Raw genomic sequence first — 18,405 nt, forward strand, 5'->3', positions numbered from 1 at the left:
CTTTAACCCAAATAATGAATTGAAAAATCTAGTTTTAGTATGAAGTTCGTTTTAATCTTAAGAAAGAACGTCAGATGTTGGTAAAATATGCCGTTTTTTTGTTCGAATGATGTATTTTCAGCAATAACACTATGGCAGAATTGCAATTGCTGAGTAGAATAGAAAATATGTTTGCAGTGAGTGATTAATTCGCTGCATATTCAATGACGAATACAGTTAAGGTGGCAGGAATGTCTTTAGAAATATTAGAACAACTAGAAGCTAAAGTTCAAATGGCAGTAGATACAATCGCACTGCTACAAATGGAAGTTGAAGAATTAAAAGAAACGAACGTAGCGCTAACTCAAGATCTTGAGCAAGCAAACAACGGCCGTTCTGAAGTAGAACAAGAAGCTCAAAAAGCACGTGATGAGCAAGCTCAATTTGAAGCTCGCATCCGTGGTCTACTAGGTAAGATGGACGAAGTAGAGTAATTCTACTTTTGTCGTCATAGCTTTCATTATTCCTGCGTTGTCGATGCTCACTTACTATCGTAAGCTCCGCGTCTCCGCCTTGAACTAATGGAATCTATTTAGCCAAAATTTAGAATTGGTTAACGAATAAATTTGAAACCGTAGGTGTGAAAGCACCTGCGGTTTTTTTTGATGCTAGAAACTATACGCTGCGCTGACTAGAGACTATAAGAGCGGGTATAGCTACTGTAGTGATAACTAGGTTTCAGGACGCTGCGCTTGCAGGGTTCAGGCGCACTCGCTTTTGATTTTCCTGAAACCTGAAACCTGAAACCTCGCTTTGCTTCTATAGTCTCTAGTTAGCGAAGCGTATAACCTCTAGTTCTTAAACCTCTTCCTCACCCATCTCTTCTAACGGCTCTTGAGAAATAATCGTCCCCGTCGAATCCGCATACAGATGATCTTCAGGCAAAAACGTCACGCTACCAAAATTAACCGCCACATCAACGTCCCCGATGTTCTTCTTCGCAGCACCAACAGGGATAGAGGCTAGAGCTTGAATGCCAATATTGATCTCTTCTAGATAATCCACTTCACGAATACACCCGTAGATAACCAAGCCTTCCCAACCATTATGAGCGGCTTTAGAGGCTAAGTCGGCATCAACCAAGGCACGGCGCAATGAACCGCCACCATCAACGAGTAATACTCTACCTTCGCCTTTTTCATCGAGAACGCGGCTAATTAACCCATTATCTTCAAAGCATTTGATCGTGGTTATTTGGCCAGAAAAAGAGGTCTTTGCGCCAAAATGGCTGAACATAGGCTCAACAACATCAACTTGGTCTAAATAAATGTCACAAAGGGCTGAAGTATTATATTCCATGATGATGTCTACCTTTTGGTTGGTGAAGGATATTCTAGTAATGACTTAATATACGTGCTTAATAAGTCATTACTATGATGGGCAATAAGTTATACGAAGTTTACTGTGCAGTTACTGGTTCAATCTTTTCGTTGGAGCTATATTGATAAATATAGGCCAATTGAGAAGAAAACATTGGTGAATAAAGCACATTGAACCACGGTCCCCATCATTGGTCGGATGGCTTCGCCATTAGGTGCGCGCAGTACAGACACCACATGATTAAGGGCAAATGGGCCAGTGAGTAAAAATAACCAACCAGCGAGTGAGTGAATTTGAGTGGCACTAAAAAGGGCAAGGCAGATAAAACTAACTGCCATTAATGCAGCGTGATATTTACGACCCCAGTCTCCACCCATACGAACCACTAGTGTCATTTTTCCACACGCTTCGTCGTTTTCAATATCACGCAGGTTGTTAATGTTTAATACGGCGACGGCTAATAAACCACAAGCTATCGCAGGCAGTAGCAGTGCTGAGGATAGATGGCCAGTATGCAGATAATAAGTACCCGCTACGCCCAATAAACCAAAGAAGATGAATACTGAAATATCACCCAAACCGCGATAGCCATAAGGTTTGTCTCCCATGGTATAGGCGATAGCGGCACCAATAGCCAGTAAACCTAGGGCGATAAAGCCGATGATATCCATGGTTTGATGTAGAGAAGAGAAGACTAGAATTAAGCCACTAATGATGGTTAAAACGATATTAATGCCAATGGCTTTTTTCATCGTATCTTGCGTGACAAGACCTGATTGCATAGCTCGTTGTGGCCCAAGGCGATCATCGTTATCCGTGCCTTTTACAGCATCACCATAATCATTAGCAAGATTAGATAAAATCTGTAATAAGGTTGCAGTAATAAATGCCATGAGAGTGATGGTAGCTGAGGCGTGATTATTCCAATACGCTAACGCTGAGCCGGTCATAATTGAAGCAAGCGCAAGCGGTAAGGTTTTTGGACGAGCAGCACTGAGCCAAATAGCAAAAGGAGAAGTTTTCATAGCATCGCAAAAATAGTGAATAGAGTCTCTATTATTCACTATTTTTGGAAGAACCCCAAATTTGAAAAGAAAAAGAGGCGAAGTTTAGACTCGTTATCCAATTTTTCCAGTATCAATTAACTGTTGTAGTAACGGACGAATGATTAATTCCATCGCAAAACTCATCTTTCCTCCTGGAACCACAAGCGTGTTATGACGGGACATGAAAGAGCCATCAATCATGGCAAGTAGATAAGGAAAGTCTACATTACGTATGCCACGGAAGCGGATCACCACAAAGCTTTCATCTAAGCTGGGAATGCCTTTAGCATTGAGAGGATTTGACGTATCAACCGTAGGTACGCGCTGAAAGTTAATGTGAGTTCGAGAAAACTGCGGCGTAATGTAGTTGAGATAATCATCCATTGAGCGAACAATCGAATCCATTACCGCTTCTCGTGAATGGCCGCGATCACGAGTATCTCGAACGAATTTTTGGATCCACTCAAGATTTACAATTGGCACCATGCCTATCAATAAATCGACGTGCTGTGAAACATCAATATCGCCATCAACTACGCCACCATGTAACCCTTCATAGAAAAGTACATCGGTGTTTTCCGGCAAATCTTGCCATGGAGTAAAAGTCCCTGGCATTTGGTTGAAGGGAACGGCTTCATCAAAGGTGTGTAAATAGCGACGGTATTGCCCTGTGCCATCAAGACCATATTGACGAAAGAACTGTTCGAGTGCTGGAAAGTCATTTGCTTGAGGACCAAAGTAGCTGATGTGCTTACCTTGTTCTTTGGCTTTACGGATCTCCACATCCATTTCAGGACGCGTAAATCGATGAAAGCTATCTCCTTCAAGCCATGATGCTTTAATGTCCATCATATTGAACATTTTACGGAAGGCTTCAGAAGTCGTAGTAGTGCCTGCACCGGATGAACCAGTAACGGCGATAATTGGATGTTTAGCGGACATGACAAACCCTGTCGGTTATTCTTGGCATCAAGCCTTAATCTCAGAATGTTATAACAGGGTTGTGTTAAATGATACGTTATCGTTTCAAATTTGTGATTGATTGAAAATGATTATTCAAATTCATGATTGGTGAGATTAGGATTAAAACGCGCTTTGGTTTGAATATCGACGGTTTCATGTAACTCTGAAAATACCACCATCGCTTCGCCACTTTTAAGTAATCGCTTAATTTGCTCTATTTTATCTTGATGGCTGCATTCCATCTCACCGTAATCTGTCCCTTCTCGAAGTACAAATTCTGAAATCAAATTCTCTAGTGTGTCTGGTGCGATGTCTTGCCAAGGAATGATCATACAACTTATCTCATCCGTTTATTGAATAGCCATGAGTGGCGTTAGGGTTATAGAGCGTGTTGAAACCACTGATTGACGGTTGTTTCTAACCAAAAATTGGGTTTGGTGAATGAACCATTAATAAAGCCCACATGACCACCATGCTCTGTTAGTTGATAGTGTACACAGTTAGGCAGAGGATGAGTAGGGATCACCGCTTTTGTCATGAATGGGTCGTCTTTAGAGTGAATAATGCGTGTCGGAATATCTATCTTATCTAAAAACTGTAAACCACTGCATTGCTGATAATAATCTTGTGCGTTTTCATAGCCGTGCATTGGGGCGGTGAGTAAATTATCAAATTGTAGAAGATCGGGAATGGCCGCAATCATTGCTCTATCTAAACCGACGATCGCTTTTCTATTTCCGTTGATCTTTTTGATGCAGCTGGCTTTCAATGAGCGTAATAAATAGCCTTGATAGACGCGAGAAAAGCCGTGTTGAATACGCTCTGAGCAGGCGGCCAAATCTAAGGGTGCAGAAATAACGGTTGCTGCATTCAATAATGTGTTTGTCTTGTACTTAGCAAGATAATTGACCAGCATATTGCCACCCAGAGAGATCCCAGTAGCAACTTTAACTTGTTGTGGAAAGCGGTTGTCTAACATTTGAATAAAGAAACGTGCATCTTCGGTTTCCCCTGAGTGATAGGCTCTGGCTAAACGGTTTGGTACGTCACTGCACCCTCGAAAATGCATCATTACGCCTAACCAACCTTGCTCTTTAGCGGCGGCGAGTAATCCATTTGCGTACGGGCTTTCAAAGCTGCCTTCTAAACCATGAAATAAAATGAAGATGGGTTTATCTCCGGCTTGATTTGGATTTTCACTCCACGCTAAATCAACAAAATCACCATCAGGCAGTTCAAGACGCTGCCAATAAGCATTGAATAGTGGGTTTCTACGTATTAAGCGAGGCAAAAGGGTTTGAATGTGGCAATTGGATAACCCTTTAGCTGGTGTAAATTGGTCCATCATCGAGAGATACCTTAGTTAGCTTGTAAGTTGAACATGAGTGTTTCTGCGTTCAGTGAAAGACAGTATTGGCGCAATAGAGCGGGGGCGTCGATTGTTGTTAATTGCTTTAATTGAATACCTAATAAAGCCTTAATAAGATCAGCTTGCTGTTGTTGTTCGAGTTGAAGTTCAAAGTTAAGCGCATCTTGATAAAGAGAGGTATTGGCCGTTTGTTTGATCGCTTTGCGTAATTTACGATAAGAAAACAGCAAGGGATCTGTGCTGATAAGAGCCGTTTCGAGGGTTTTTATATGTGGTGCTGGAAAGCCAATGCTAAGGCTATCAAGCCAAATTAAAAGTAACGCTAAGTTAACGTTGCCATGATGCTTATCTTGTAGGGTCAGTATGCCTTGTTGCAGCCCCTCTTGGTTGTAGTGGGATAACGAGAAAGACCAAAAGGCTTCGCAAGTAAGCAAAGCCTTTTGTTGGTTACTGATTGGAGGATTACAGCTGAGAGGCATTCTCTTTTTCTTCAATTTGCTCTTGAAGATCCATCCACTCCATTTCGACATCTTCTAGCTCTGATTTAGAAGAGGCTTGAATCGCTAAGACTTCGGTTAAGCGTTTTTTATTTTCTGCTTCATACAAAGACACGTCACCTAACTCTGTTTCGGCTTGACTTAGGGCTTCATTCAGTTTGTCCATTTTCTTTTCAAGCTTAGTCACTTCTTTACGTAGTGGTGCTATCTGCTTTCTGAATTCGGCTTCTTTACGCTTTTGCTCTTTTTTGTCTGCCGCACTTAAGCTGGTTGAAGTGCTTGGACTGTCTTGCTTGTCTTGTTGCAGTTGTTCTTTACGCTCGTTTTTGTTTTGCTCTGTTAGCCATTTGTAGTAATCGGTTAAGTCACCGTCAAAAGGAACCACTTGGCGATCATGAACTAAATACAGATCATCTGTGGTCGCACGAAGTAAATATCTGTCGTGACTGACGATAACCATTGCCCCCTCAAAGGTTTGCAGCGCCATGGTTAACGCTTGGCGCATATCTAAATCAAGGTGGTTGGTTGGTTCATCGAGTAGCAACATGTTTGGTTTTTGCCATACCACCAGTGCTAATACTAAACGGGCTTTTTCACCACCCGAGAAAGGCCCAATTTTATCGAGCGCTTTTTCACCTTGAAAACCAAAGCTGCCTAAGTAATCACGCAGTTGTTGCTCGGTGTGATTAGGGGCTATTTGCATTAAGTGCTGTAGTGGCGTTTCTTCTACGTGCAGTGTTTCTAATTGGTGCTGTGCAAAGTAACCAATTTTTACCCCTTGCGAGTAGCTGAAAATGCCACTTTGTGGTGCTAGATCACCTGAGAGTAATTTGATTAAGGTCGATTTACCGGCCCCATTTCGACCCAGTAGACCAATACGGCTGCCCGGAACAAGGTTCAAACGAATTTGTTCTAGAATGGTGTTGTTTTCATAGCCCGCGCTTACTTCATCCATCATTAAGATAGGGTTTGGCAGGGCATCTGGCTCTCTAAAGTTAAAGCTGAATGGGTTATCTAATTGTGCAGGTAGCACTTTTTCCATCTTTTCTAACGCTTTAATACGGCTTTGTGCTTGACGTGCTTTTGATGCTTTGTAACGGAAGCGGTCTATGTATGACTGCATGTGCGACATGTTTTTTTGCTGCTTTTGGTATTTCGCTTGTTGCAGTACCAGTTTCTCAGCTCGTTGCACTTCAAATGACGAGTAGTTACCTGTGTATTCGTTCAATTGCTGATTTTCGACATGAATGATGCGATTGATGACGGGATCAAGAAAATCACGGTCATGAGAAATAAGCATTAAGGTGCCAGGGTAGTTTTGTAACCAACGCTCTAACCACATTACAGCATCTAAATCTAAGTGGTTGGTTGGTTCATCGAGTAGCAATAAATCTGAGCGACAAATCAGGGCTTGTGCCAAGTTTAAACGCATACGCCAACCACCAGAGAATTGAGTTAGATTCCACTCCATCTGCTGTTGAGAAAAACCTAAACCGTTAAGTAATTCAGCCGCACGTGAGTTAATGGTGTAACCACCAACAATGTCTATTTTGCTGTGGAGTTCAGCAACTAAGGTGCCGTTATCTGCCTCTTCTGCTTTACGTAACTGCTCTTCTAAGCCTCTAAATTCACGATCACCATCAATAACATAGTCAATGGCTTTGCGCTCTAATGCCGGAGTTTCTTGCGCAACCCACGCCATTTCCCAGTTTTGAGGAACACGGTTTGAACCGGCATCAACACTTAATTCGCCTTTAATTAGGGCAAAAAGAGTGGATTTACCACAGCCATTTTTTCCGACCAAGCCCACTTTGTCACCTGGGTGAATGGTGGCAGAGGCTTGTTCTAATAATGGCTTCCCGCCACGAAGTAATTGAATGTCTGAAAACGTAATCATGCTGTGGTGTTCTTCTCTTGTTGGCAAAATAGTGAATACGAAGAGCATAGTAGGCGCAAGAGGGAAGATTGTCGATATGGAAATAGTCTGTATGATGGAGAAGATAACGACAAAAAGAAAAGTCTAAAAAGGAATTTATGACTCAGTTGCCTAAAATATTAGTGATCCTCGCTCATCCTGATCCTGAAAACTCAGTGGCCAATAAAGCCATTTTAACGGCTTATCAAAATCTCCCTCATGTCACCGTGCATGATCTTTATGCTCAATACCCAGAGTTCTTTATTGATGTGGTTTATGAACATCAATTGCTTGCTCAGCATGACATTATTGTATTTCAACATCCTCTTTATCTTTACTCATGTCCCGCACTGTTAAAAGAGTGGATGGATTGTGTCCTTGGTAAGGGATTTGCCTATGGTGAGGGTAATGCCCTAAAAGGGAAACAATGGCGCAGTGTGATTACCGCAGGTGGTATTGAAGAGGCGTTTTCTGAGAGAGGTTATAATCAATATACGATGGATGATATTTTAATTCCTTTTAAGATCACTGCCGCCTTGTGTCAGATGGAATGGTTAACGCCATCAGTGCAATACTGGGCTCGAAAGATCACAATTGAAAAACGTCAGCAGTTTATTGATGACTATAAATTGTGGCTATCCAATCCTAAAGGAGAACGCTAATGGCGGGAGATTGGCTACATACCAGTTCAATATTTTTAGCGGCAGCAGTGGTTACGGTTCCTTTGGCGCAGCGATTTGGGTTAGGCGCTGTACTGGGTTATTTATTGGCGGGAATTGCGATTGGTCCATGGGGATTAGAGCTCATCTCGGATGTAGATGCGATTTTACACTTTTCTGAATTTGGTGTTGTACTGCTTCTCTTTTTGATTGGCTTAGAGCTAAACCCGAACAAATTATGGAAGATGCGAAAACCGATCATAGGATTAGGTGGCAGCCAAGTGGTGGTGACTTCTTGTGTGATAACTGCTGCGATGATGCTTTATGGTTTAGCGTGGCAAGTGAGTGCAGTAATAGGCATGGGGTTGGCTTTGTCATCAACCGCGATTGCTTTGCGAGTGATTGAAGAACGAAAATTATCCTCCTCAGAGAGTGGTCAATCAGGCTTTGCGGTGTTGTTGTTTCAAGATATCGCGGTGATCCCTATGCTGGCGGTATTACCTGTGCTAGCTGGAGGCGCCAGTGGCAATTGGCTTGATGGTTTATGGATATTGGCAGGGGTGATTGGTATTTTCACCTTAGGTCATTTTTTATTACGACCACTATTTAGCTATGTTGTGAAAAGTGGTGCGCGTGAGTTGTTTACGGTTGCGGCACTGCTTTTAGTGATTGGTGTGTCTGCTGCGATGAAACAGTTGGGACTATCAATGGCGCTTGGGGCATTTCTCGCTGGGGTGTTACTGGCTGAAAGTGAGTTTCGTCATGAGTTAGAAGTCGCGATTGAACCCTTTAAAGGTCTACTACTTGGTTTGTTCTTTATTGCGGTCGGTATGTCGGTCAATTTAGGATTGTTACTGCAATATCCATTCGAAATATTGGCGGCTGTCACCATACTCGTTACCTCAAAAGGAATGCTGCTTTATAGCTTGGCTCGATTATTTGGTACTCAAGCTAAAGCGCGCAGTCAGATGGCGATGATTTTAAGTCAAGGTGGTGAGTTTGCTTTTGTGCTGTTTACGGCAGCGCAAATGGAAGGCTTATTAAGCCGAGAGCTGACCGCTTTCTTATTGGTGGTGGTCAGTTTATCGATGATGACGACGCCGTTATTACTGATAGGTCAAGATTGGTGGTTTGGCAGAACACTGAACGGTGAAGAAGAAATGCCACAATCGGATTTTACTCATGCTACCCAGCCCAAAGTGATTATCGCGGGCTTTGGCCGGTTTGGACAAATTGTTGGGCGTTTGCTGTTTGCCAATAAAATTAAGTTAACCATTCTTGAAGGTGACCCAAGCCAAATTCGTTTACTGAGAAAGTTTGGCTATAAGGTCTATTATGGCGATGCCACTCAAGTGGAGTTACTACGCGCAGCAGGCGCTGAGAAAGCCGAAGCGATTGTGATTTGTAAGACTGATCCGCAAAAAGTGATGGAGATAGTCGCTTTATGTCAGCAACATTTTCCACATTTAAAAATTCTAGCCAGGGCGAGAAGCCGAGTTGAGGCGTATGAGTTGTTAAGTGAAGGGGTAGAGCACTTTTCACGAGAAACTTTTTATGGGGCCCTTGATTTAGGCCGACAAACCCTCACATCTTTAGGTATGCATCCGTATCAAGCTAAACGTGCAGAGTCGCATTTTAAAAAGTTAGATGTTGCTATGCTAAAAGAATTGTTACCATTGCACTCAGACGACAAGGTTCTGGCTTCTAAGGCGAAAGCGGCTCGAATAGAGTTAGAAGAGATCTTTGGCTTAGAAATGGAAAATGAACGATCAGATCAGAACCATTGGGATTGATGTGAGGCAGAGTTTATTAGCACAAGGATAATAACCGTGAAAAAACGATTTATTGCAGGTGCGGTTTGCCCATCGTGTAGCACTACGGATACGCTACGTTGGTGGCAAGAAAGTAATATTGAACATGTCGAGTGTGTGGAGTGTGGTCATACTGACCGCAAAACGCCAAAATCGATAGAAAAAACCAAACATGCGCAAGATGATGTTATTGGCGTTTTTAAGCCTGAATAGTATTATGTCGCAACACTGAATACCATCCACTAATGCCAAGTGCATCCGGAGTTAAAATGAAAATTGAAAAGAATGTTGTTGTAAGTCTTGCTTACCAAGTAAAAACTGAAGAAGGCGTAGTTGTTGATCAATCAACAGTTGAAGCGCCTCTTGATTACCTACATGGTCACAACAACCTAATCGTTGGTCTTGAGAAAGCGCTTGAAGGTAAAGTTGCAGGCGATAAATTCAGCATCACTGTTACTCCTGAAGAAGCATACGGCGAGCACATGGATGAGATGGTTCAACGTGTTCCTGCGAACGTTTTCCAAGGTGTTGAACAAATCGAAGTTGGTATGCGTTTCCTTGCTGATACAGACCAAGGTCCAATCCCTGTAGAAGTGACTGAAGTTGACGGCGACGAAGTTGTTGTTGATGGTAACCACATGCTTGCTGGCCAAACGCTAGGTTTTGACGTTGAAGTTGTAGCTCTACGTGAAGCAACTGAAGAAGAAGCTGCACACGGCCATATTCACCAAGAAGGTGGCTGTGGTGGTCACGATCATGATCACGAAGGCGGTTGCTGTGGTGGCGAAGGCCATTCTCACGATCACGAGCATGAAGAAGAACATGTATGTTGCGGTAAAGGCAACTGTTCTAAGTAATTTTTTAGAGCTGGATTCAGATCGCTACGCTTAAAGGGGTCAGGGGGGATGTGGTGAGGTTTCTATAATTAACTAGAAACTATACGCTGCGCTAACTGGAGTCTATAAGAGTAAATGTAGAGCTGAATGTTGTGCTTAGAATTAGAAAGACCACAGGTGTTGAGCCTGTGGCCTTTTTTTTACTAGAAACTATACGCTGCGCTAACTAGAAACTATAAAAGCGAGCATGGTAGGTGTTTTGAGTTCTAGGTTTCAGGGCGCTGTGCTTGCAGGTTTCAGGGAGGGGCGCTTTTGATTTTCCTGAAACCTGAAACCTGAAACCTGAAACCTTTGTTTTTTGCTTTTATAGGAGCGAAGCGGTCTAGTTAGCCAAGCGTATAGCCTCTAGTAATGCGGTGGTGGGGTCTCTTCTGACGCATCAGCCATGCTTGACGTATCCATGGTCTTCATCTTACCAACCATAAACTTCATCTGAACTTGCATATTCGTGATCAATAATTGTTGCTGAGATAACGCATCGTTTAACTCTTCGATCGTTTGCTCTTGAAATGCCATTTTGTACTCTAAATCACTGATCTTATCGTCTAATATTTTAATATCTGTCGTCATTATTCTATCAACCAAGCTTGAGCTATTCCGGCTGAAGTAGCGGAAATGACTCGTTGTTTTTTATCAATGGCGACATCATACACTACCGCTGTTGGTGGACGTGCATCTTTTAATGGTTCAGCACGCCATTGTTCTTGCTTCTTACCTGACAACGTATCCCATAGCATGACACTACCGGCAGGTGAGCCTGTAATGAGGTATTTACCATCATCGCTAAAGCGAGCACTTGAGAACACTTGTTGGCGAGCAAAGGTGCTTAACTCTGTCATTTTATCGCCAGTTTTTAAATCCCAGATAACGGCTTCATTACCGCCATCGGCTGTTAACGCGTATTTGCCATCTCGTTGCAGTGCAATGCGACTTACACGTTTCTCATGTTCAAAGGTGTGCAGTATTTGTCCCGTTTGCGTATTCCAAAAATAAGCAAAATGGTCATTGCCACCAGATAAAGCAAATTTACCATTGGCAGATAAGGCGACTGAATTTACTTTTTCTCGATGAGCAAGAAATTCTAAACGACGTCCAGTGGCTAAATCGATATAGATAGCCTTGCCATTAGATAGGCCAAGTAAGACTTGTTGGCCATTACTTGCAATATCGACATCACGAATAATGCCATCAGAGATAGACCATAATCCTTCAGATACGCCCATTCCTAAATCCCAAACGGCAAAATTGGTTTGTGTTGCCGTGATAGCAAAGCGGGAATTATCGGAAATGGTTATATGAGAAACGGTAGAATCGTGTTGATCTTGAGCACCAAAGTAGGTGAGTTCTTTATTATCAACCAGATCCCAGAAGTGTAAACCACTTTGAGTTTCGCTGTCAGTATTGGCAGCATTAGAGCCTTTTTTTACGAAAAATAGCCCAAAGCGAGCATCGCGGCTTAACGCGAAACTTGTGGTGCCTTGTGTTGCCACTTCCCAACGCTGAACGTCAGAATTATTAAAGAAACAGCCTGATAATGTCAGCGTAATGACAAAAATTGCTAGGTATTGAGAGATAAGGCTCATCAAATTGAACTACTCGTTTGTAATATGTCTATAAGTACTAGTATATTGTGATGAACAGTATTTCACATCTTTATCTAAAAAATTGAATAAGAAATTGAGGCAAGACCTCAAATAACCGGAGTTTTGAAATGAAATCTATCTTTAAAGTGTCGTTACTTGCTGCAACTATTGCATTCGTTGTTGGTTGTCAAAAAGAAGAAGCACCAAAAACAGAAGCAACTACATTACCTGCAAAAATTGAAGCGTCAGCAGAAGGCGCAACCGCATCAACGTTCGCCTCTGAAGATGAAAAAGCGGGTTATGCAATTGGTGCATCACTGGCTAAATACCTAAACTCTAATTTAGAGAAACAAACAGAACTTGGTTTAGACCTTAAAAAAGCAGATGTACTTGCAGGTGTTACTGACGTATTTAATGGTAAAGAGCGCCTAACAGACGAAGAAATTCAGGTAGCTCTTCAAAATCTAGATCAGCGTGTTGCTGAGATTGCACAGCAAAAAATGGCGGCTGAGTCTGAAGCAAACATTAAAGCGGGTGCTGATTACCGTGCAGAGTTTGAAAAACAAGACGGTGTAATGAAAACTGAATCAGGTCTTCTATACCAAGCAATTACTCCAGCTGAAGGTGCTAAACCACAAGCGACAGATACTGTAGTTGTTCATTACTCTGGTACGCTAATCGATGGTACTAAGTTTGATAGTTCTTACGATCGTAACCAACCTGCTACTTTCCCACTGAATGCAGTAATTCCTGGTTGGACTGAAGGTGTTCAGCTTATGAATGTTGGTTCTAAATATAAGTTCGTTATTCCTGCTGAGTTAGGCTATGGCGCTCAAGGTAACCAAGCGATCCCTGCAAATTCAACATTAGTATTTGATGTTGAATTGCTAGAAATTAAAGATGCAGCAAAACCTGCAAAATAATTTTCTGAAGATTAAATAATCTAAACTTTGTTTTAGATCACTGAATTAGCCCCGGCACTTGCTGGGGTTTTTTATTTTCATGCAAATATTCTGATAAACTTGATGGAATTATTTTAAGCAGCTGGCTTTTTTGCTCGTTGGATAAATGGATATTAAGTTGGTGTATATGAATATTGAGAATATCGCAGAAGAAAGTTTATCTGAGGTAGTACCATTTACAGAGTTTGACCATCATATTTTACGCTCGTATGAAGCCGTTGTTGATGGAATCGCTAGTTTAATTGGTAGCTATTGTGAAATTGTTCTGCACTCATTAGAAGATATCAATAAATCAGCGATTAGAATTGCTAATGGAGAGAATACGGGCCGGAAAGTGGGGTCTCCTATTACCGATTTGGCTTTGCAAATGCTAAAAGATATTCAGCGTTCAAAGCGTAATTTTTCACGTTCATACTTCACTCGCGCTAAAGGTGGAGTGTTGATGAAATCGATCACCGTAGCTATTCGCAATGGTGATGAACGTATTATTGGTTTGTTATGCATTAACATCAATTTAGATGCGCCTTTCTCTCAAGTCTTACATTCATTCATGCCAAGTGAAGAGGCGAATGAAGCGGCTTCAAGTGTCAACTTTGCTAGTGATGTAGATGAGCTTGTTGATCAGACGGTTAAGCGTACTATTGATGAGGTCAATGCCGATAAAGAAGTTGGCAATAACGCTAAGAATAAACAGATCGTCATGGATTTATACGATAAAGGTATTTTTGATATTAAAGATGCCATTAATCGTGTCGCTGATCAGCTCAATATTTCAAAACATACGGTTTATCTTTATATTCGTCAGAGAAAAATAGAGGATGGTGAAAAGTGAGTTTGTGCTATGGATTAGTCGTTAATGGCTCGGCATACGGCACTCAAGCGTCAAGACAAGCTTTTCAATTTGCACAAGCCTTGATCGAGCAGGGACACCGATTAGAGAAAGTGTTCTTTTATCAAGATGGGGTGCTGAACGCCTCCTCATTGATTTTACCTGCTAATGATGAATTTGATATCACTAAAGCATGGCAAGCATTGGCACAAGAGCACAATGTAGAATTAGAAACCTGTGTTGCAGCTGCATTACGTCGTGGTGTTATTGGTCAAGAAGAAGCTGAGCAGAATAACGTAGAGCAACATAACCTAGCGCAAGGCTTTCAACAAGCTGGTTTAGGTGGGTTAGCAACGGCGTTGTTGAAGTTTGATCGTGTCGTTCAGTTTTAATCGCTTGGATCTGAAAGAGAATAGGTAGGTTATGAATCGCATTGGATTTGTATTTCAAAGTTCACCACACTCAACCACTAAGGGTAGAGAAGGCTTAGATGCCATCCTAGCAGCGTCGGCATACAGTGAAGACATTGGTATTTTCTTTGTTGGTGATGGTGTACAGCAGTTATTAGAAGCGCAACAGCCAGAACAAATATTATCTCGTGATTATATTGCTGGATTTAAAATGTTGCCTTTGTACGATCTTGAAGAGATCTTTGTGTGTCAGACGGCGCTATTAAATCGTGGATTAAACTCTCACAATCTGAACATTGATGTTGAAGTCATCTCAAATCAACAAATTAATGAGAAGTTAGCACAATGTGCTCAAGTGATGGTGTTTTAAGTTATGCTGCATATTTTAACCAAAACAGACAATTTACACGCACTTTATAGACAAGAGTTACCGGTAAATATAGATGATGATGTGTTTTTATTAACACAAGACTGTGTTTATGCTGGAATAGTGGATCATAAAGATCATTTATTGATCCTCTCTCTTAAGCAGTGTTATTTTTTACAAGAAGATGTTGAGGCGAGAGGTGTTAAAGCATTAATTGATAATAGAATTCAATTAGTTAGTTATTCATCTTTTGTCTCTTTAACCCAAGAGCATTCCCCTGTGGTGACTTGGTAATTGAGTGTTATGACCAAGAAAGAAAGACTATTTTTAAATTGTTTATTAATAGTGCTGTATATTTCTTGACACATATCACGTTCAGCCTTAGAATTTCGCGTCCCTATTTCCATAGGGATATAGATTTTTCAAAAGTTTTCGAACCTCTAATCAGGAGCTATTTTAATGGCAACTATTAACCAGCTGGTACGCAAGCCACGTGCAAAGCAAGTTGTTAAAAGCAACGTGCCTGCGCTAGAAGCGTGTCCACAAAAACGTGGTGTATGTACTCGCGTATATACTACTACTCCAAAAAAACCGAACTCAGCGTTACGTAAAGTATGTCGTGTTCGTCTAACTAACGGCTTTGAAGTTACTTCATACATCGGCGGTGAAGGTCACAACCTTCAGGAGCACTCAGTTGTTCTTATCCGTGGTGGTCGTGTTAAAGATTTACCAGGTGTGCGTTACCACACTGTTCGTGGTGCACTTGACTGTGCAGGCGTAAACGATCGTAAGAAAGGTCGTTCTAAGTACGGTGTGAAACGTCCTAAGTCTTAATGGAATCCGTTAAGTAAGGCCAAACACTAAATATTTGTAATTTGAAGAAACTGAAAAGTTTTGGATAACCTGAAGACAACAACGGAGATATTCCATGCCACGTCGTCGCGTAATAGGCCAACGTAAGATCCTTCCAGATCCTAAGTTCAAATCTGAGCTGTTGGCAAAATTTGTAAACATCGTAATGGTTGACGGTAAGAAATCAACTGCTGAAAAAATCGTTTACGGTGCCCTAGAAATCATGGCTGAGAAATCTGGTAAAGATCACTTAGCTGTATTCGAAGAAGCTCTTGAAAATGTTCGTCCATCGGTGGAAGTTAAATCTCGCCGTGTGGGTGGTTCAACTTACCAAGTTCCTGTAGAAGTACGTCCGGTTCGCCGTAACGCACTTGCTATGCGTTGGATGGTTGAAGCTGCGCGTAAGCGTGGTGAAAAATCTATGGCTCAACGTCTTGCTAATGAAATGGTAGACGCGTCTGAGAACAAAGGTACTGCGGTTAAGAAACGTGAAGACGTTCACCGTATGGCTGATGCTAACAAAGCATTCGCTCATTACCGCTGGTAATACCGAAGGTGCAGCAGTCCTTGCTGCACCTTACTTCTTTCTTTCCCATTTAGTAAAACACTTAGCCATTATCGCTATTTCAATGCATGTGCGTTGGGAAATAGCAATAATCCCTAAGATAAGAGGATACAACCGTGGCTCGAAATACACCTATTGAGCGCTACCGTAATATCGGTATCTGTGCTCACGTAGATGCAGGTAAAACTACAACTACTGAGCGTATTCTGTTCTATACAGGCCTTTCTCATAAAATCGGCGAAGTTCATGATGGTGCTGCTACCATGGATTGGATGGAGCAAGAGCAAGAGCGTGGTATCACCATTACCTCTGCGGCTACTACGACTTTCTGGCGTGGTATGGATGCACAATTCGAAGATCACCGTATTAATATCATCGATACTCCTGGACACGTTGACTTCACAATTGAAGTAGAACGTTCTCTACGTGTACTTGATGGTGCGGTTGTTGTGTTCTGTGGTTCTTCGGGTGTTGAACCTCAATCTGAAACAGTATGGCGTCAAGCGAATAAATACGGAGTACCTCGTATTGTTTTCGTAAATAAGATGGACCGTGCTGGGGCTGATTTCTTACGAGTTGTAGACCAAATTAAAAATCGTCTTGGTGCAAATCCTGTTCCTATCCAATTAAATATTGGTTCAGAAGATGATTTCAGAGGTGTTGTTGACCTTATCAAGATGAAAACCATTAACTGGAACGAAGCCGATCAAGGTATGACCTTCACATATGAAGACATCCCAGCAGATATGGTTGAGCTTGCAGATGAATGGCGTCAAAATTTAGTAGAAGCAGCGGCTGAAGCCTCTGAAGAGCTGATGGACAAATACCTTGAAGGTGAAGAACTATCAGAAGAAGAGATCAAAGCTGCTTTACGTACGCGTACATTAAATAACGAAATCGTACTAGCAACGTGTGGTTCTGCCTTTAAAAACAAAGGCGTTCAAGCGGTACTTGATGCTGTTATTGAATTCTTACCTGCACCTATCGATGTTCCTGCAATTAAAGGCGTTGATGAGAATGACAATGAAGTTGAGCGTCACGCGGATGACAACGAACCATTTGCAGCGTTAGCATTCAAAATTGCAACAGACCCATTTGTAGGTACGTTGACTTTCATGCGTGTTTATTCTGGTGTTGTTAATACTGGCGACGGTGTTTATAACTCAGTTAAGCAAAAGCGTGAGCGTTTTGGTCGTATTGTTCAGCTTCATGCAAATAAGCGTGAAGAAGTGAAAGAAATACGTGCCGGTGATATCGCTGCGGCGATTGGCCTAAAAGACGTAACTACAGGTGATACACTGTGTGATCAAAACGCCAAAGTTATTCTTGAGCGTATGGAATTCCCTGAACCGGTTATTCAGATTGCAGTTGAACCAAGAACACTTGCTGACCAAGAAAAAATGGGCATAGCTCTAGGTAAACTAGCCGCTGAAGATCCATCTTTTAAAGTTGAAACCGATAAAGAATCAGGCCAAACACTGATTTCTGGTATGGGTGAACTACACTTAGATATTATCGTTGATCGTATGAAGCGTGAATTCAGTGTTGAATGTAACGTTGGTAAGCCTCAAGTAGCATACCGTGAAACTATCCGTGGTAGCGCGGAAGTGGAAGGTAAATTCATACGTCAATCTGGTGGCCGTGGTCAATATGGTCATGTATGGCTAAGAATTGAACCAGCAGAACATGATGCTGGCTTCGTTTTTGTCGACGAAATTGTTGGTGGTGCTGTTCCTCGTGAATACATCAGCTCAGTAGCAAAAGGTATCGAAGAGCAAATGAATAACGGCGTGTTAGCAGGTTATCCTGTACTCGACGTTAAAGCGACGCTGTTTGATGGCTCATACCACGATGTTGACTCCAATGAAATGGCGTTCAGGATCGCGGGTTCAATGGCATTCAAGAAAGGTGCGCTTGAAGCACAACCAGTTATTCTTGAACCAATGATGAAAGTTGAAGTAACCACTCCAGAAGACTGGATGGGTGATGTTGTTGGTGATTTAAATCGTCGCCGAGGCATGATTGAAGGTATGGACGATGGTATTGCTGGTTTGAAAATAATCCGCGCACAAGTTCCGCTTTCTGAAATGTTTGGTTATGCAACATCTTTACGTTCTGCGACTCAAGGTCGAGCGTCTTATTCTATGGAATTCTCCGAATATGGTGAAGTTTCTAAGAATGTTGCCGATAGAATCATCGCTGAACGCGGATAAAACACTCAATGCCCTTGCGTCAAGAGCAATTGACGCATAAAATAGCAAATTCTGGCGCGCCTTATCACTGTTCGATAAGGCGAATCATAACTAGGAAGGAACACGATCG

The 18,405-nt window shown here is 41.9% G+C and carries 22 protein-coding genes; 13 read left to right on the top strand and 9 right to left on the bottom strand.

Annotated elements, in window-relative coordinates; genetic code table 11:
• The first annotated feature begins 230 nt into the window (after positions 1 to 230).
• Positions 231 to 473, top strand: coding sequence for a cell division protein ZapB (zapB, locus tag PVK62_RS16220; protein WP_274444459.1), 243 nt, complete (start codon positions 231 to 233; stop codon positions 471 to 473).
• 364 nt (positions 474 to 837) lie between these two features.
• Here the strand turns inward: zapB and rraA are convergent, their stop codons facing one another.
• The 7 genes from rraA to PVK62_RS16255 form a co-directional block, all read right to left on the bottom strand.
• The gene (gene rraA, locus PVK62_RS16225; RefSeq protein WP_274444458.1) at positions 838 to 1,338 is read right to left on the bottom strand and encodes a ribonuclease E activity regulator RraA; all 501 of its coding nucleotides are present in this window, start codon (positions 1,336 to 1,338) and stop codon (positions 838 to 840) included.
• A 137-nt stretch (positions 1,339 to 1,475) separates the two neighbouring features.
• Positions 1,476 to 2,384 (bottom strand): 1,4-dihydroxy-2-naphthoate polyprenyltransferase, encoded by a 909-nt coding sequence (locus PVK62_RS16230; RefSeq protein ID WP_274444457.1) that lies wholly within the window; start codon positions 2,382 to 2,384, stop codon positions 1,476 to 1,478.
• Between the two features lie 93 nt (positions 2,385 to 2,477).
• Entirely contained in the window at positions 2,478 to 3,347 is an 870-nt protein-coding gene (locus PVK62_RS16235; RefSeq protein ID WP_045103071.1) for a phosphoribulokinase, read from the bottom strand.
• 110 nt (positions 3,348 to 3,457) lie between these two features.
• Positions 3,458 to 3,700: a YheU family protein gene (locus PVK62_RS16240; RefSeq protein WP_274444456.1), complete on the bottom strand. Its 243-nt coding sequence runs from the start codon at positions 3,698 to 3,700 to the stop codon at positions 3,458 to 3,460.
• 47 nt (positions 3,701 to 3,747) lie between these two features.
• Positions 3,748 to 4,716, bottom strand: a complete 969-nt coding sequence (locus PVK62_RS16245; protein WP_274444455.1) for a hydrolase — start codon at positions 4,714 to 4,716, stop codon at positions 3,748 to 3,750.
• An 11-nt stretch (positions 4,717 to 4,727) separates the two neighbouring features.
• Positions 4,728 to 5,216 (bottom strand): TIGR02444 family protein, encoded by a 489-nt coding sequence (locus tag PVK62_RS16250; RefSeq protein ID WP_274444454.1) that lies wholly within the window; start codon positions 5,214 to 5,216, stop codon positions 4,728 to 4,730.
• On the bottom strand, positions 5,200 to 7,131 hold the full coding sequence (locus tag PVK62_RS16255; protein WP_274444453.1) for an ABC transporter ATP-binding protein: 1,932 nt from the start codon (positions 7,129 to 7,131) through the stop codon (positions 5,200 to 5,202). Before PVK62_RS16255 ends, PVK62_RS16250 begins: the two co-directional genes overlap by 17 nt.
• 137 nt (positions 7,132 to 7,268) lie before the next feature.
• Here PVK62_RS16255 and kefG point away from each other — a divergent pair, with 137 nt between their 5' ends.
• The 4 genes from kefG to slyD are packed head-to-tail and all read left to right on the top strand — an operon-like array spanning position 7,269 to position 10,476.
• Complete coding sequence (kefG, locus tag PVK62_RS16260) at positions 7,269 to 7,811, top strand: glutathione-regulated potassium-efflux system ancillary protein KefG (RefSeq protein ID WP_274444452.1); 543 nt, start codon at positions 7,269 to 7,271, stop codon at positions 7,809 to 7,811.
• On the top strand, positions 7,811 to 9,601 hold the full coding sequence (gene kefB, locus PVK62_RS16265; protein WP_274444451.1) for a glutathione-regulated potassium-efflux system protein KefB: 1,791 nt from the start codon (positions 7,811 to 7,813) through the stop codon (positions 9,599 to 9,601). The genes kefG and kefB overlap by 1 nt, the downstream gene beginning before the upstream one ends.
• A 30-nt stretch (positions 9,602 to 9,631) precedes the next feature.
• Positions 9,632 to 9,832: a YheV family putative zinc ribbon protein gene (locus tag PVK62_RS16270; protein ID WP_274444550.1), complete on the top strand. Its 201-nt coding sequence runs from the start codon at positions 9,632 to 9,634 to the stop codon at positions 9,830 to 9,832.
• Positions 9,833 to 9,888: 56 nt separating this feature from the next.
• The gene (slyD, locus tag PVK62_RS16275; RefSeq protein WP_274444450.1) at positions 9,889 to 10,476 is read left to right on the top strand and encodes a peptidylprolyl isomerase; all 588 of its coding nucleotides are present in this window, start codon (positions 9,889 to 9,891) and stop codon (positions 10,474 to 10,476) included.
• 384 nt (positions 10,477 to 10,860) lie between these two features.
• Here slyD and PVK62_RS16280 read toward each other — a convergent pair whose 3' ends face one another.
• Entirely contained in the window at positions 10,861 to 11,085 is a 225-nt protein-coding gene (locus tag PVK62_RS16280; RefSeq protein WP_274444449.1) for a SlyX family protein, read from the bottom strand.
• Entirely contained in the window at positions 11,085 to 12,098 is a 1,014-nt protein-coding gene (locus PVK62_RS16285; protein WP_274444448.1) for a WD40 repeat domain-containing protein, read from the bottom strand. Before PVK62_RS16285 ends, PVK62_RS16280 begins: the two co-directional genes overlap by 1 nt.
• A 128-nt stretch (positions 12,099 to 12,226) precedes the next feature.
• Here PVK62_RS16285 and fkpA point away from each other — a divergent pair, with 128 nt between their 5' ends.
• The 8 genes from fkpA to fusA all read left to right on the top strand — a co-directional run bounded on the left by fkpA (position 12,227) and on the right by fusA (position 18,296).
• A complete protein-coding gene (fkpA, locus tag PVK62_RS16290; RefSeq protein ID WP_274444446.1) occupies positions 12,227 to 13,021 on the top strand; it encodes an FKBP-type peptidyl-prolyl cis-trans isomerase in 795 nt (264 codons plus the stop codon).
• Positions 13,022 to 13,187: 166 nt separating this feature from the next.
• Positions 13,188 to 13,892, top strand: a complete 705-nt coding sequence (locus PVK62_RS16295) for a helix-turn-helix transcriptional regulator (RefSeq protein WP_061037182.1) — start codon at positions 13,188 to 13,190, stop codon at positions 13,890 to 13,892.
• Entirely contained in the window at positions 13,889 to 14,281 is a 393-nt protein-coding gene (gene tusD / locus PVK62_RS16300) for a sulfurtransferase complex subunit TusD (RefSeq protein ID WP_274444442.1), read from the top strand. Before PVK62_RS16295 ends, tusD begins: the two co-directional genes overlap by 4 nt.
• 31 nt (positions 14,282 to 14,312) lie before the next feature.
• Complete coding sequence (gene tusC, locus PVK62_RS16305; protein ID WP_274444441.1) at positions 14,313 to 14,669, top strand: sulfurtransferase complex subunit TusC; 357 nt, start codon at positions 14,313 to 14,315, stop codon at positions 14,667 to 14,669.
• Between the two features lie 3 nt (positions 14,670 to 14,672).
• Positions 14,673 to 14,960, top strand: coding sequence for a sulfurtransferase complex subunit TusB (gene tusB / locus PVK62_RS16310; RefSeq protein WP_274444439.1), 288 nt, complete (start codon positions 14,673 to 14,675; stop codon positions 14,958 to 14,960).
• A 165-nt stretch (positions 14,961 to 15,125) separates the two neighbouring features.
• On the top strand, positions 15,126 to 15,500 hold the full coding sequence (rpsL, locus tag PVK62_RS16315) for a 30S ribosomal protein S12 (RefSeq protein ID WP_005417208.1): 375 nt from the start codon (positions 15,126 to 15,128) through the stop codon (positions 15,498 to 15,500).
• A gap of 94 nt (positions 15,501 to 15,594) precedes the next feature.
• Positions 15,595 to 16,065 (top strand): 30S ribosomal protein S7, encoded by a 471-nt coding sequence (gene rpsG / locus PVK62_RS16320; RefSeq protein ID WP_045103056.1) that lies wholly within the window; start codon positions 15,595 to 15,597, stop codon positions 16,063 to 16,065.
• Between the two features lie 134 nt (positions 16,066 to 16,199).
• Positions 16,200 to 18,296, top strand: coding sequence for an elongation factor G (fusA, locus tag PVK62_RS16325; protein WP_274444436.1), 2,097 nt, complete (start codon positions 16,200 to 16,202; stop codon positions 18,294 to 18,296).
• The last annotated feature ends 109 nt before the right edge of the window (positions 18,297 to 18,405 follow it).

The organism is Aliivibrio sp. S3MY1 (assembly GCF_028765575.1).
In the GTDB taxonomy this organism is placed as follows: Bacteria; Pseudomonadota; Gammaproteobacteria; order Enterobacterales; family Vibrionaceae; genus Aliivibrio.